Here is an 11,893-nt window from a genome sequence, read left to right on the forward strand (position 1 = left end):
AGTGCAGCGTCCCCGTGTCAGCATTAAGGCAAAGCATGCTATACATTTGCTAGTATCTTTGTGACATCAAGCAGTTGCTCATGCAACATCCTTTGTGACGCCAGGCAGGATAAGCTTCGCCTTCAGCCCGCCCCATTCACCGCGGGAAAGCTCGAGCCGTCCCTGGTACTCATTGGAAATCTCGGTGACGATCGAGAGGCCGAGCCCGGTTCCCGGCTTGCTTTCGTCGAGCCTGCGGCCGCGCTTCAGCGCCTCGCGGATCTGATCCGGCTCCAGGCCCGGCCCGTCATCCTCGACGGCGAGCTCCACCCAGTGGCGGCGCGCGCTCGCCTCACCCCCTTCACATCCTCGCCGGCCTCGACGGCCGAAAGCCGCACCCGGCTCTTGGCAAAGCGCGCTGCATTTTCCAGGAGATTGCCAACGGTCTCCTCGAGATCCTGCTGCTCCATGGCAACGGCCAGATGCGGCGGCGAGACGACGAGATCGAATTCAGTATCGACGTTCAGCCGGCGCATGACGCGCACCAGTCGCTCGAGCGCCGGCTCGGCATCGGTGCGGGCGAGCACGGATTCGCGCTGCGCGGCGATGCGCGCCCGATTGAGATAGGACTGCACCTGCCCCTGCATCGATTCCGCCTGGCTGCGGACCAGCTCACCATGGGATTTTTCGAGGACGCGCGCCTCGTTGAGCAGCACGGCGATCGGCGTCTTCAGCGAATGCGCGAGATTGCCAACCTGCATGCGGGCCCGCTCGACGATGCGGCGGTTGCTATCGATCAGCGCGTTCACCTCGTTGGCAAGCGGCAGGATTTCGCGCGGGAAGTCGCCTTTCAGCTGCTCGCTCTCGCCGGCGCGGATGCGCTCCAGTGCGGCGCGGGCCTTGTCGAGCGGCTTCAGGCCATAGAGAATCGCCAGGGCGTTGACGATCAGGCTGCCGACGCCGAAACCGGCAAGCGCCAGATAGAGGCTGTGGGAAAAGGTGCGCACGTCGTCCTCGACGACATCGACATTGCCGGTGACGCGGACGCGCGCCGCGCGCCCGTCGGTATCAAGCACCACTTCGGTCTCGGCCACCTGCACACGGTTCCCGGAGGCATCCGTCACCTGATAGTACCGCTCGTAATTCTTGTCGAAAGGCGCCTCGACGACGGAGGGAACCGGGATGAGCGCCGAGCCGAGCGAAGGCGACACCAGCGGAGCTGTCGTATAGGTGCCGAGCGGTTCCACCACCCAGTACCAGCCGGTCTTCGGCTGGGCAAAGCGCAGGTCGCCGAGCTGCGGGCTGCCGCTGAGTGCGCCCTGATCGCCGATCGTCACCGAATTGATGACATTGTAGAGCTGCGCCCTCAACAGATCCTGGAAACCGCGTTCGGCGCTCTTGCGGTAGAGGGTGGAGATCAAGAGGCCGATCACCACCAGCGCCACCGTCGACCAGACCGTGGTCAGCAGCAACACACGTGCGGTGAGCGACTTAATTCGCATGTTTCGGCGCTTGGATGCGGTAACCGAGACCGCGCACCGTTTCGATCAGGTCGACGCCCATTTTCTTGCGCAGGCGGCCGACGAAGACTTCGATCGTGTTGGAATCACGGTCGAAATCCTGGTCGTACATATGCTCGACCAGTTCCGTGCGCGAGACGACCTCGCCCATGTGATGCATGAGATAGGAAAGCAGTCGATATTCGTGCGAGGTCAACTTCAGCGTCGTGCCGTTGACCGTCGCCTTCGAGGATTTGGTATCGAGGCGTACCGGCCCGCAGATGATCTCGGATGAGGAATGCCCGGCCGCACGCCGGATCAGCGCCCGAATGCGGGCCAGCACTTCCTCGACATGGAAGGGCTTGGTGACGTAGTCGTCGGCACCGGCATCGATGCCGGCGACCTTGTCGCTCCAGCGGTCGCGCGCCGTCAGGATCAGCACCGGCACGCCGCGGCCGGCGCCGCGCCATTTTTCAAGAACGGTGACCCCGTCCATCTCCGGCAGGCCGATATCGAGGATGATGGCGTCATAGGGTTCGGTGTCGCCGAGGAAATGGCCTTCCTCGCCGTCGAACGCCTGGTCGACGACATAGCCCGCCTCCTTCAGCGTGTCGGCCAGCTGCCGGTTCAGATTAACGTCGTCTTCGACTACCAGGATGCGCATCGGTCCACTTTCGTCCGCTTCAAATCGATCAATGTCCTGAATAAGCCGATTCCGCCTACATCGGAACCTTTACCGTGACTTTGCGTGGGCGCTGGCCATTGCCCTGCACAAGAACGGTGATGATGCAGGTATCGCCCACCGGTTGCACGGACAGCAACTGGCCGCCGGTCTGCTCGACGACCTGGGCGGCGGCGGCGCTGCAATCGCCTCCGACACGCACGACAAAAGTGCTCGTGGCGTCCGGTGAGGGCGCCGATACCACCAGTCCGGCGGCCAATGCTGCGACGCTCAGAGGAAAGGCCATGTGTTATGCTTTCAAGGTAATGCCAACTTGCCCCGAATATGTACTCACGCGACCTGAATGGCAAATGAATGCGCTGTAATGCAGGGTGTCTAGAACTGCTCTCGACTGTTCGGGACAGCCTGTTTCAGCGCCTGGAAACTGCCGCCATAGCGTCCCCAAACGATGCCCTCCAGCCTTGGAATCCGCGCGTTCTTTATCACCTCCCGTAAAGGTGGGGAGCCGGCGGGACCGACACCATAGTCTTTGTCTGCGAGTCGTCCGCGCTCATCGCATTCCTGCCGACCGCAGCTTTCGCCGGCCGGTTGAAACTGTTATGTCCTTGCAGCCCCCGCATTTCAGACCGTTTCAGCACCAATGCCAAAATCCTCCCGCTTCCGCTCGGCGCAGACGGTCACCGTCCTTGCCGTTACCCAGCTGATCGGCTGGGGCACGACTTTCGACATGCTCGGGGTCATGGGCCGCGTCGTAGCGCCGGATCTCGGCTTGGCGAACGAGGTGGCATTTGCCGGCCTGACGATCATGATGGTGGTTAGCGCCATTGTCGGTCCCGCGACCGGCCGATGGCTCGGCCGCTATGGTGCTGCCCGAGTACTTTCGGCCGCCTCGCTGACCTTTGCGCTTGGCCTGCTTCTGCTTGCCGCCGCAAACGGCATCGTGCTCTATGCCAGCGCCTGGGTCATCATCGGCCTCGGCGGCGCACTTGGCCTCTCGGCACCAGCCTATACCGCCGTCGTCGAGCGCGAGGGCGCGAACGGCAAACGCGTCATCGCCATCCTGATGCTGTTCACCGGCCTATCGAGCGCCATCTTCTGGCCGATCCTCAGCCTGCTCAACGAGACGGTCGGCTGGCGCCTGACCTTTCTCGTGTGCGCGGCGCTGCATTTCTTCGTCTGCCTGCCGCTGCATCTTTTCGCCCTGCCGAAACCGATCGCAACGCATGTCGAAGGCGGCACGGCTGAAATCGCCCCGGTGCCACTATCGAAAGCGGCGCAGCGCAAGGCCTTCTTGCTGATTGCCGCGGCGACGACGATCTCGACCTTCATCACCTTCGGCATCTCCCCATCTCTACTCGAGATCTTCCGCCAATCCGGCGCCTCGCCGGCCTTTGCGCTGCAGCTCGGCTCGACGCGCGGCGTCCTCGGCATCTCGGCGCGTTTCCTCGACATGCTGCTCGGCCGGCGCGGCAACCCCATGCTCAGCGCGGCGATGGGTATCAGCCTCATGGCAATGAGTTTCCTGATGATGCTCTTCGCCAGTCCGTCGACACCGCTGCTCGTCACCTTCATCCTGCTCTACGGCTTCGGTGCCGGCGTCATGACCGTCGCCCGCGCGCTGCTGCCGCTGGCACTGTTTTCACCGCGCGAATTCGGCCTGCAATCGGCCAGGCTGTCGCTGCCGCAAAATCTCGCCAACGCCATCGCCCCGGTCGTCTTCACCGCCATCCTCGACCGCGCCGGCACCGGCCCGGCGCTCGTCGCCTGCGCCGTTCTCGCGGCATTGTCGCTCATCTTCGTGCTGACGCTGATGGCGCTGGTGCGCGGCGCCCGCGCATCGGAGTCAGCCATTCTTAATGTCTCCTGATTATCATCCACGCATGAACGAGAGAGGCTTTTCGCCCGCGCGCCGCAACCGCTGCGGCAGCCAGACCATGAAGCAGCAGCCCCTTTTGACGAATCTTTCGAATCGCTTGCCGCCGCTTTTTCGAAAGTTGAGTTCTGTGGCTCAGAAGCTGAGTCAGCTTGGCGACGATCCGAATCCGGACAATCAGTCATCCATTTGAAATTTCAATGGAATGTAGCTTCCCAGTTAAATGCTTGGGCAATTCAGAGCGGCCGCGTCACCGCCGTGCGGCTGTCGTAATCGGCGGCGATGCGTTTTTCCCGGAGCGGCCGTACGCGCTCGATCGAGAGCTGGTAATCGGGATGCGCCTTGTAGGCGGCAAGGGCCGCCTCATCGTCGAATTCGCCGTAGACCACGAGATCGATCTCGGTGCCCAACTGATCGGTCTTCACGTTGCTGCCAATTTCCAGCAGCCGCGCATGCGGAATGCCGGTCAGGATCGAAAGCCCGGCCCTCACCTCCTGCAGATGTTCCTCCTGCACGGTGAAGAAGACGATATGACGGATCACGCGGAAGCTCCTGTCGGATTTGTCAAAATGATGGAGCGGCCTTGGCGCATCCTATCGGACGCGCGGCACTCCGGCTGTCAGCCGGGCGATAACATGCGCGCCCCAGGCCTTCAACCGAGCGAGCATGCCATGGGCCGCATCGGGACGTATCGCCGCATCGAAGACCATGGCATAGACTGCGAGCTTTTCCGCCCGGTCGGTGCCGTTGACGATGCGGCGCGCATTCACCCAGTCCGCGGTCGTTGCATTCAGATGATCGGCGAGCTTGTGGCCGGTAAAGCTGCCCTGCAGCATGCCCTCGATCAGGATCGTCACCGCCGCATCCATCTCCATCGCCCGGTCGGGTCCGGCAACGAGGTCGATCCCCGTCAGCACGCTCATCGCCTCATAGTTCCGCTTATGGGTGAGCTGCACCAGGCCGCGGCCGAGCCAGCTGCAGCCATCCTCATCCGGCCGCCAGTAGGGCGTCTTCACCCAGGAGAGCCGGCCCGCGGCAAAGGCCGTCTCCAGAATCTCGACCGCGCGCGCATCGCTTTCCGCCAGCGTCTCACGCACCGGCTGCATCGTATAGGCAGTCTCGTGATAAGCGGTTGCGAGGATATAGGCGAGCCACCGACGGTCGGCATCGGCAAAGCGTTCTTCCCAAGCGTCGAGAATCGCCGTGATGCCCACTACCTGAGGCTGAGTCAGGTTTCCTTTGAAGAGTCGGTGCCGTACCGTATCGAAAAAGAATGTCCGGTCCATGTGGACAACCATTCCGCGCTTCCCTCGAAATATCATGGTTAAAACCGTCTTAATCGATTAAATTCAATTTAATCGTTTAAAGTGTTTAAGCCACTGATTTACACGCCTTTTGTCTTATGCAATGCATCTTCTTGCCCCGAAGCCTTACCACGAACAGAGGAGACTTCCGATGCAGACGCCCGCCAATAGCCAAACCACCATTCCCCAGCATGTCGTCGATCAGATGGAAAACGAATGGCGCCAGGTTCGCCCTGAACGCGAAAATACGCGCCCGGCCCAGCAGCCTCAACAGCAACGCTGAAATAGACGCAAAACGCTACCAATGTAAGCTCGAGCGCCTGCCAGCGCCCGATCAATGCCCCGGCCAGTCACTCGTGGCCGGGTGAATTTTTCCCAATTGCAATCAACGTCCAGCGGTTTGCCCCCTCATCACATTACCGCCCCTCATCTCATCACAGCATCGAGCCGCTTCGCCAACGTGTCCAACGATCGGGTGAAAACCATTCTATCATCAAGCGCGCGTGACAGCACCAGCGCGCCTTGAATGCCCGCGACGCCCTCCTCGGCGAGCGTTTGCGCCTCCCCCTCGGGGCAGCCTGCCCGCATCAGCGCCGACCGCAAGGCGTCGATCCAGCGGATGAAATAATCGCCGATCGCTGCTGGAAACCGCTCGCGGGTCTTGTCAAGCGCAAAGGCGCCGACGAGGCAGATGCGACGACCGGAGCGGAAATAATCGCTCACATTCGTCCACATCGCGGCGATCGCCTGACCGGCGTCGTCCTTTCTCAGCGGCTGATAGATCGCATGTTCGAACCAGGCATCGACATCGGCGAGCACGGCACCCGCCATCTCCTCCTTGCCGTCGGGAAAGAAGTGGTAAAGGCTGCCCTTGCCGATGCCGGTGCGTTCGGTGATCCGGCTGAGCGACGTGCCCTCATAGCCGAACTCGCGGAAGATTTCCGCCAGCAGCGGCACGATGTCGGCGCGTTCGTAGACGGTCTTCACCCGCGGCTTCCTTGGCTTGTTCAGAGGCCGAGTTCGGTCAGACCGGGATGGTCGTCCGGCCGCCGGCCGAGCGGCCAATGGTACTTGCGCTCCGATTCCCGGATCGGCAGGTCGTTGATGCAGGCGAAGCGGCGTTGCATCAAGCCGGCGGCGTCGAACTCCCAGTTCTCGTTGCCATAGGAGCGGAACCAGTTGCCGCTGTCGTCGTGCCATTCATAGGCGAAGCGCACGGCGATGCGATGATCGGTGAAGGCCCAGATCTCCTTGATCAGCCGGTAATCCAGCTCCTTTGCCCATTTGCGGGTGAGGAAGGCGACGATCTCGGCGCGGCCGGTGATGAATTCGGCACGGTTCCGCCAGCGGCTGTCCGGCGTATAGACGAGCGAGACGCGCTCGGGATCACGGCTGTTCCAGCCATCCTCGGCAAGACGGACTTTCTGGGTGGCGGTCTCAAGGGTGAAAGGCGGGACGAGGCTGGACATAGGTTCTCCGGGCTCCTGTACTGAACGGTTATCATTGTGCTGATCGGTACAATGATTGACAAGCCGATTCGAGGCGGCGTTTCCCCTCAGAGGTTGGAATGCAGGCTCCACCGCAGCGGCAGGGCATCCGGGCGAAGCACGATCGCTTCGGGCGTGAAACGCCACAGCCGTTCCGCCCGTTGAAAGGAGGCGATCTCAGGCGAATCCAGCAGCACCTCGACCCTGCCCGTCATCTGCAGCGTGTCGCCGCTTTCGAAATCGATGAACACCAGACCCGCCTTCGGGTTGACGAGGAAATTACCGAGCGTGTTGAAGAACCGATTGCCGGGAAAGTCGGGAATGGTCAGCACGCCATCGGCGCCGATCCGGACGAAGCCGGCATTGCCACCGCGATGAGACACGTCCACCTGTCGCTCGCCATTGTCGCGGTCGACATAGGAGGCGACGAAAAATGTATCGGCGCCCTCAATCATCCCTAGCGCCCGATCGTCGAGTTGGCCGGAATGAGCGGGCGGCATTGCGGTCAGCATATCCGGATCGCGGACGAAGGCGGAAGAGCGAAGCTGGATATATTGCGGGCAATTGCCGAAGCTCTGGCCGACGCGCACTTGGAAAGCTCCAGCATCCGCCCTGCGGATCACGCCGTTCAGCCGGTTGCGCCGCCGGGTCTCGAGTTGGATGCCGAGCATTCCGATCGCGTCGCCATCCTCCATGCCGGCATCGGCAGGATCGGCTGCGTCGCGCGGCAGGCGAACCTCGAGAATCTCCGGCTCCGGCGAGGCCATGAAACCAGGGCGCTCAGCCCTGACCGTCGCCCAGACATCGCCCATGGAATCGACGGCGCCGAGCACGACGAAAGGCAGCATCGGAAAGAAGGCGCGGTGCTGCTCCGGCATGGCCTTGCGGACGAAATTCCGTCCCGGCCCGTCCATGCGTTCGGCGACACCGACACTGCGCTGCATGGCGAGTTCACCCACATGCCAGGGCGATGTGGCGTCCTGTCTTGTCTGCTCCAGCATCACGGCCTCCTTTTGGACAGCATTTAGGGAACCGGGACAGCGGCCTGCCCCGGCGGCTTGTCACGCGGCAAGGCCGATCTTGGTCTTGCGAAAACCGACGAAACCCGGCAGCGCCTCAATGCGCGCAAGCCAGGCACGAACGCTTGGATAGGCTGAGATATCGACATTGCCCTCCGGTGCGTTGGCGATGTAGCTGTAGAGCGCCACGTCGGCGACCACAGGATTGTCGCCGATCAGGAAGCTGCGGCCGTGGAGCTCCGCCTCGATCAGCGCGAGAATGCGGTGCGCCCGGGCGATCACCTCGTCAGTGCGGAAATCGGCGCCGAAGACGGTGACCAGCCGCGCGGCACATGGTCCGTAGGCGATCTCGCCTGACGCAACCGAGAGCCATTTCTGTATCCGCGCCGCGGCCACCGCCTCTTCCGGCAGCCAGTCGGTGCGGCCGTATTTGCGCGCGAGATAGACGAGAATGGCAGAGGAATCGGCAATGACCGTGCCATTGTCGTCGAGCACCGGCACCTGGCCAAAGGGATTGAGCTTCAGAAAGTCCGGCGCCTTGTGGGCACCTGCCGCCATGTCGACCTCGACCAGTTCATAGGGCACGCCAAGCAGCGACAGGAACAGGTGAGCCCGGTGCGAATGGCCGGAAAGCGGGTGATGATAGAGTTTCATGATGGTTCCTTTGGTCTTCCGATTGACGGGATGCGGTTGGCGATGGCCGCTTCGAACCATCTGTTGCGTAATTTACTGCCTTCCATCTGGCTGCAGTAGAATGCTAATCTGGAAGGCATGCTACCAATTCATGGAAGGATAAAATGGACCGCCTCGACGCCATGACCGTGCTCCTTGCCGTCGTCGAACAGGGCAGCCTGTCGGCCGCCTCACGGCATCTGCGATCCCCGCTCGCAACCGTCAGCCGCAAGGTTTCAGAACTGGAAGCCCATCTCAACGCCCAGCTGCTGCAACGGAGCAACCGGAAGATCACGCTGACGGAAGCCGGCCGCTCCTATGTCGAGGCGGCGCGGGAGATTCTCGATCGAGTGGAAGAGGCGGAACGGACGGCAGCCGGTGAATACAGCGCGCCGAAGGGCGAGTTGACGATGACCGCGCCGATCGTCTTCGGGCGGCTACACGTCTTGCCTGTCGTGGTGGATTTCCTGAAAGCCTATTCCGATATCAATCTGAGGCTGATGCTTGGCGACCGGATATCGAACCTCGTCGAGGATCATATCGACGTAGCGCTCAGGATCGGCAACCTGCCGGACAGCAACCTGATCGCCACAAGGCTCGGCGCGATCCGCCGTACGGTCTATGCCAGCCCGGATTATCTGACACGGCACGCCCTGCCCCGGCATCCAGGCGATCTCGCTGGGCATGCCTGCGTTACCTTCGAGGGTATGGCCTCGATGCTGAGCTGGACATTCACCGAGGGCAAACATGATCTCGCGGTGCCGATCCGCTCGCGGCTGGCCGTCAACACCGCCGAGGCCGCGGTCGATGCGGCTGTCGCCGGCCTCGGCATGAGCCGCGTGCTCTCCTACCAGGCCGCACGCGCCGAGATGGCCGGGTTGCTGGTGCCGCTGCTCGAAGATTTCGAACCGCCGCCGGCGCCGGTGCATCTCGTCTATCCCGCGCAAGGCCTGGTGCCCCTGAAGCTGCGAGCACTGCTCGATTTCGCGACGCCGCGCCTGCGCGCGACGCTGAACAGGTCCTAAAGCGCGTGGCGATCTTTCAGATTCGCCCTCGCGCTTCAGGTCTTTGTTTTTACGCATGTCGTTCGCGCAAAACCGCTGCACACTTTTGCGCGACATGCTTTAGGCAAGCTTACCCTCTTCCGCCTTGTAGAAATACTGGCTGGCGACCAGCCAGCCCTTCAGCGGCCGGAGCGGCGGAATGCAGGTGGCGAGCATGAAGGGACCGGTGACCAGAAGCTGCACCCAGATCGGCGCCGAAAAGGCCACCTCCAGCCACACGCCGAGCAGCACGCTCGGGATGCAGGCGAAGCAGATGACGAAGAAGGCCGGACCGTCGGCCGGATCGGCGAAGGAATAATCGAGGCCGCAGACTTCGCATTCCGGCTGCAGCGTCAGGAAGCCCTTGAACATATGGCCCTGGCCGCATCGCGGGCAGCGTCCCCTGATGCCGGTCTGTATCGGAGGAAGTGGGGGATATTCCGTGTCCATGACGATCTCGCTTTGCTGTACCGCGAACATTGATACCATCAATGCCTTTTAATGTATGCATGCAATATAATTACATTGCGAGGAGATTGCCAGTCAATTCGTCAGAATGCCGCAGATGTCCTAGCTGACTGCAGATTTCTGAAACAGCATTTGGGGCCGCAGCCAGGCTTGGCAGCCTGGGCGGATCAAACGTGAACGTGACGGATATGCTTCGCCATGCCCGGACAGCTTAGAGTGCGGCCGATCTGATCCCCACCGCTTCCGGCTTTCGCCCGGGCCTGATCAGCCCGAGGCGGGGTTCTGCGTCAGAAGAACGACGCCGCCATCTCAGGCGGGCCTTCGAGCGCATGGGCCATGAATTCCAGTGCGCCGCGCAGTTTCTCCCGGGTGATCGGTCCGCCAAGGCAGACGCGCACCGTCTCGGGTGCCGTGCCCTCGACCGTGAAGGCATCGCTTGCGACGACGCCGATGCCGGAAGAACGGGTATGGCTGCCGAAGGTAGAGCGGGTCCAGCCGTTGGAGAGCGGCAGCCAGATGTTGAAGCTGATCGGATCGGCGCGGTAACTGCCGGCCGGCAGGATAGCGGCAAGCATTTGCTGGCGGGCGGCGGCCTCAGCGCGGATGAAACGCAGGATCGTATCGGCGGTGCCGTCCTCGATCCAGCGGGTGGCGAGTGCCACGGTCAGTGGCGAGGCCATGACATTGTTGGCGCGCATGGCGCTGACGAAGGGCCACACTGCCTTACTGTCAGGCGCCACGACATAGGCAAGGCGCAGACCCGCGCCGATGCATTTCGCCAGCCCGCCGATATGCCAGGTCAGATCGGGTGCTGTTGCGGCGAGCGGCGCCGGGCCTTGCTGGGGAATGAAGCCGTAGGCATCGTCTTCGACGATCGGCACATGATATTTGCGGGCGACGGCTGAGATTTCCTCGCGGCGCCTGGCCGGGATGGTCAGCGTCGTTGGGTTCTGCAGCGTCGGATTGAGATAGAGCGCCTTCGGCTTCAATCTCTCACAGGCGTCTGCAAAGGCATCCGGCAGGATACCGTCCTCGTCCATCGGCAAGCCGGCCAGATTGAGCCGCAGCTGGGCGGCGATCGAGCGCATGCCGGGATAGGTGATGATTTCCGAAAGCACCGTTTCGCCCGGTTTTGCCAGCAGGCCGAAGATCGCCAGCAGGGCCGGATGGGCGCCGGGTGTGACGAAGATGCGCTCCTGCGAGGGCACCAGCCCGCGACGGCTGAGCCAGGAGGCAGCAGCCGCCTTGTCCATGCTGGAGCCGCCGAAACCCTGATAGCGCAAAAGCGGAATGAGGCTCGCCGCTACCGCCGACATGCCCTCGCGCATGCGGGCGATCAACTCGGGATCATCAGGTTCCGGGGGCATGTTCATCGAGAAATCGACGATGGAGGCGCGGCGGGGATCGGGCGCGGCGTCGGGCGCGAATCCCCGGCGCTCCTTGTCCGCGCCACCGGTAACGAAGGTGCCTCGGCCGACATGCGAATCCACAAGCCCGCGCTTCTGCGCCTCGACATACCCTCTGGCTACCGTCGTGAAATCGACATTCAGCCGCTTGGCGAGTTCGCGCTGCGGCGGCAGCCGATCCCCAGCCACCAGATGTCCGCTGCGCAGATCCATTTCAATCACATCGGCGATCGCCATATAGCGGGGGCTGCTGCTGCGGCTGAGATCTGGATGCCAGTCTTTCATGTCGTGATCCGTGTCAGTCTGATTCCTGATGAGATTGACCGTATATTGTTGCACAATGTCGCTGTCACGAAAAATGTCGCGCCTCCGGGTCCGCAGAGCGACGCAGGACGGAATGCCACAGTTTTTGCGTACAGTTTGATACGTTTAAAGACGGATTGTCGCCGGATTTGACTGCT

13 protein-coding genes and 1 pseudogene are annotated in these 11,893 nt (G+C 62.3%); 3 read left to right on the forward strand and 11 right to left on the reverse strand.

Translation table 11 applies throughout. From position 1 onward, the window contains the following. Positions 1-78 precede the first annotated feature (78 nt). From ACS4RR_RS18705 to ACS4RR_RS18715, 3 genes and pseudogenes are all read right to left on the reverse strand, one after another. Positions 79-1,481 (reverse strand): annotated as a pseudogene (locus ACS4RR_RS18705) (ATP-binding protein). Then, positions 1,471-2,142, reverse strand: a complete 672-nt coding sequence (locus tag ACS4RR_RS18710) for a response regulator transcription factor (protein ID WP_003546765.1) — start codon at positions 2,140-2,142, stop codon at positions 1,471-1,473. The pseudogene ACS4RR_RS18705 and the gene ACS4RR_RS18710 overlap by 11 nt, the downstream one beginning before the upstream one ends. A 55-nt stretch (positions 2,143-2,197) precedes the next feature. Continuing rightward, positions 2,198-2,446, reverse strand: a complete 249-nt coding sequence (locus tag ACS4RR_RS18715) for a hypothetical protein (RefSeq protein WP_017963587.1) — start codon at positions 2,444-2,446, stop codon at positions 2,198-2,200. 354 nt (positions 2,447-2,800) lie between these two features. Between ACS4RR_RS18715 and ACS4RR_RS18720 the strand changes: the two genes are divergently transcribed. After that, entirely contained in the window at positions 2,801-4,027 is a 1,227-nt protein-coding gene (locus ACS4RR_RS18720) for an MFS transporter (RefSeq protein WP_456189120.1), read from the forward strand. A 242-nt stretch (positions 4,028-4,269) separates the two neighbouring features. Here ACS4RR_RS18720 and ACS4RR_RS18725 read toward each other — a convergent pair whose 3' ends face one another. Then, positions 4,270-4,575 (reverse strand): Dabb family protein, encoded by a 306-nt coding sequence (locus tag ACS4RR_RS18725; RefSeq protein ID WP_162118052.1) that lies wholly within the window; start codon positions 4,573-4,575, stop codon positions 4,270-4,272. Between the two features lie 51 nt (positions 4,576-4,626). Further along, positions 4,627-5,331 carry a hypothetical protein gene (locus ACS4RR_RS18730; RefSeq protein WP_456189121.1) on the reverse strand — a complete coding sequence of 235 codons (705 nt, stop codon included), beginning with the start codon at positions 5,329-5,331 and terminating at the stop codon, positions 4,627-4,629. 157 nt (positions 5,332-5,488) lie between these two features. On the opposite strand from ACS4RR_RS18730, the gene ACS4RR_RS18735 reads away from it, so the two are divergent. Continuing rightward, positions 5,489-5,620 carry a hypothetical protein gene (locus ACS4RR_RS18735; RefSeq protein ID WP_003546730.1) on the forward strand — a complete coding sequence of 44 codons (132 nt, stop codon included), beginning with the start codon at positions 5,489-5,491 and terminating at the stop codon, positions 5,618-5,620. 143 nt (positions 5,621-5,763) lie between these two features. On the opposite strand, the gene ACS4RR_RS18740 is transcribed toward ACS4RR_RS18735, so the two are convergent. The 4 genes from ACS4RR_RS18740 to ACS4RR_RS18755 form a co-directional block, all read right to left on the reverse strand. Continuing rightward, entirely contained in the window at positions 5,764-6,324 is a 561-nt protein-coding gene (locus tag ACS4RR_RS18740) for a TetR/AcrR family transcriptional regulator (RefSeq protein WP_456189122.1), read from the reverse strand. A 20-nt stretch (positions 6,325-6,344) separates the two neighbouring features. Further along, positions 6,345-6,806 carry a nuclear transport factor 2 family protein gene (locus tag ACS4RR_RS18745; RefSeq protein WP_017963583.1) on the reverse strand — a complete coding sequence of 154 codons (462 nt, stop codon included), beginning with the start codon at positions 6,804-6,806 and terminating at the stop codon, positions 6,345-6,347. A gap of 86 nt (positions 6,807-6,892) precedes the next feature. Then, positions 6,893-7,825: a flavin-nucleotide-binding protein gene (locus tag ACS4RR_RS18750; protein ID WP_456189123.1), complete on the reverse strand. Its 933-nt coding sequence runs from the start codon at positions 7,823-7,825 to the stop codon at positions 6,893-6,895. Between the two features lie 60 nt (positions 7,826-7,885). Continuing rightward, entirely contained in the window at positions 7,886-8,497 is a 612-nt protein-coding gene (locus ACS4RR_RS18755) for a glutathione S-transferase family protein (RefSeq protein WP_456189124.1), read from the reverse strand. Positions 8,498-8,640: 143 nt separating this feature from the next. Here ACS4RR_RS18755 and ACS4RR_RS18760 point away from each other — a divergent pair, with 143 nt between their 5' ends. Further along, entirely contained in the window at positions 8,641-9,540 is a 900-nt protein-coding gene (locus ACS4RR_RS18760) for a LysR family transcriptional regulator (protein ID WP_456189125.1), read from the forward strand. 99 nt (positions 9,541-9,639) lie between these two features. Here ACS4RR_RS18760 and ACS4RR_RS18765 read toward each other — a convergent pair whose 3' ends face one another. Beyond that, positions 9,640-10,008, reverse strand: coding sequence for a DUF983 domain-containing protein (locus ACS4RR_RS18765; RefSeq protein WP_017990843.1), 369 nt, complete (start codon positions 10,006-10,008; stop codon positions 9,640-9,642). 305 nt (positions 10,009-10,313) lie between these two features. Continuing rightward, positions 10,314-11,717 carry an aminotransferase-like domain-containing protein gene (locus tag ACS4RR_RS18770; RefSeq protein ID WP_260110495.1) on the reverse strand — a complete coding sequence of 468 codons (1,404 nt, stop codon included), beginning with the start codon at positions 11,715-11,717 and terminating at the stop codon, positions 10,314-10,316. Positions 11,718-11,893 lie beyond the last annotated feature (176 nt).

The organism is Rhizobium zaerense (assembly GCF_051810725.1).
GTDB classification, from domain to species: Bacteria; Pseudomonadota; Alphaproteobacteria; order Rhizobiales; family Rhizobiaceae; genus Rhizobium; species Rhizobium leguminosarum_I.

Bases quoted from the DNA above. Each gene is read 5' to 3' on its own strand.
- ACS4RR_RS18760 (WP_456189125.1), top strand. From the start codon at position 8,641: ATGGACCGCCTCGACGCCATGACCGTGCTCCTTGCCGTCGTCGAACAG.
- ACS4RR_RS18765 (WP_017990843.1), bottom strand. From the start codon at position 10,008: ATGGACACGGAATATCCCCCACTTCCTCCGATACAGACCGGCATCAGG.
- ACS4RR_RS18745 (WP_017963583.1), bottom strand. From the start codon at position 6,806: ATGTCCAGCCTCGTCCCGCCTTTCACCCTTGAGACCGCCACCCAGAAA.
- ACS4RR_RS18770 (WP_260110495.1), bottom strand. From the start codon at position 11,717: ATGAAAGACTGGCATCCAGATCTCAGCCGCAGCAGCAGCCCCCGCTAT.
- ACS4RR_RS18720 (WP_456189120.1), top strand. From the start codon at position 2,801: ATGCCAAAATCCTCCCGCTTCCGCTCGGCGCAGACGGTCACCGTCCTT.
- ACS4RR_RS18715 (WP_017963587.1), bottom strand. From the start codon at position 2,446: ATGGCCTTTCCTCTGAGCGTCGCAGCATTGGCCGCCGGACTGGTGGTA.
- ACS4RR_RS18750 (WP_456189123.1), bottom strand. From the start codon at position 7,825: ATGCTGGAGCAGACAAGACAGGACGCCACATCGCCCTGGCATGTGGGT.
- ACS4RR_RS18755 (WP_456189124.1), bottom strand. From the start codon at position 8,497: ATGAAACTCTATCATCACCCGCTTTCCGGCCATTCGCACCGGGCTCAC.
- ACS4RR_RS18710 (WP_003546765.1), bottom strand. From the start codon at position 2,142: ATGCGCATCCTGGTAGTCGAAGACGACGTTAATCTGAACCGGCAGCTG.
- ACS4RR_RS18735 (WP_003546730.1), top strand. From the start codon at position 5,489: ATGCAGACGCCCGCCAATAGCCAAACCACCATTCCCCAGCATGTCGTC.
- ACS4RR_RS18730 (WP_456189121.1), bottom strand. From the start codon at position 5,331: ATGGTTGTCCACATGGACCGGACATTCTTTTTCGATACGGTACGGCAC.